The 1,174-nt window shown below is 43.4% G+C and carries 1 protein-coding gene; it reads right to left on the reverse strand.

Annotation, left to right across the window (positions count from 1 at the left end; genetic code table 11):
* A partial coding sequence (locus IRZ99_RS21085) for a cadherin-like domain-containing protein (protein WP_194659344.1) occupies positions 1-1,174 on the reverse strand: 1,174 nt, incomplete at both ends.

A 1,174-nucleotide genomic window follows, 5' to 3' on the forward strand; every position in this document is an offset into this window, starting at 1 on the left:
TGTATCGGTACCATGGAAGTTTACAGCAGGCATGTAGGTATAAGAACCGTCAGCTGCCAGTGTAAGGGTTCCGCCCTGAGCTGTGGTGAATGTTCCCGCAACTACAGTCAGCGTATCCAAATCAATATCGGTATCGTTGGCCGTAAGGTTTACTGTGGAAGTAAACAAAGTATCTTCAATAGCCGTGATGGTATCATCAACCGCTACAGGAGCATCGTTTACAGGCGTTACCGTTATAGTAAGAGTTCCGATATCCGTAAGAGTACCATCACTTACCGTGTAGTTTACTGTATCGGTACCATGGAAGTTTGCAGCAGGCATGTAGGTATAAGAACCATCAGCTGCCAGTGTAAGGGTTCCGCCCTGCGTTGTGGTAAATGTTCCTGCAACTACTGTAAGCGCATCCAAGTCAACATCAGTATCATTAGCCGTAAGGTTTACTGTGGAAGTAAACAAAGTATCTTCAATAGCCGTGATAGTATCATCAACCGCTAGAGGAGCGCAATTTGGTTTTGCATTTATAATTACTGATTCAGCAAGTGAATTACATCCTGCTGCATTTTTAGTAATTACATAGTAAGTACCAGAGATTAAACCTGATTTAGAATTACTTGCCTGGAAATTTTGTCCATTATCAAAACTATACGTATCTGATACATTTTGAACCGTTACAGTTATGGTACCAGTTGCCGTTGCACACGTTGGCTGGGTCACAGCGCTTAGTGTTGGAACTGCTGGAGTTGAAGGCTGAGCGCTTACAACTGCCGCAACTGAATCTGATGAACTGCAAGATCCAAGTGTTGCTTTTATTGTATAACTTCCTTCTGGAGCTGTAACATTACCATTAGTTTGTGTTACACCTGTTGATGGGGTTATCGTATAAGTGTAAGCTGCATTGTAATTGTCAATCGTAAAACTTCCTGTTGCCGTTGTACACGTTGGCTGGGTCACAGCACTTAGTGTTGGCACTGCAGGTGTTGAAGGCTGAGCGTTCACAACCGCCGCAACTGAATCTGATGAACTGCAAGATCCCAGTGTTGCTTTTATTGTATAACTTCCTTGTGGAGCCGTAACAGTACCACTAGTTTGTGTTACCCCTGTGGATGGTGTTATCGTATAAGTGTAAGCTGCATCGTAATTGTCAATCGTAAAACTTCCCGTTGCCGTTGTACAC

The organism is Flavobacterium sp. LC2016-12, assembly GCF_015351595.1.
GTDB lineage: Bacteria > Bacteroidota > Bacteroidia > Flavobacteriales > Flavobacteriaceae > Flavobacterium.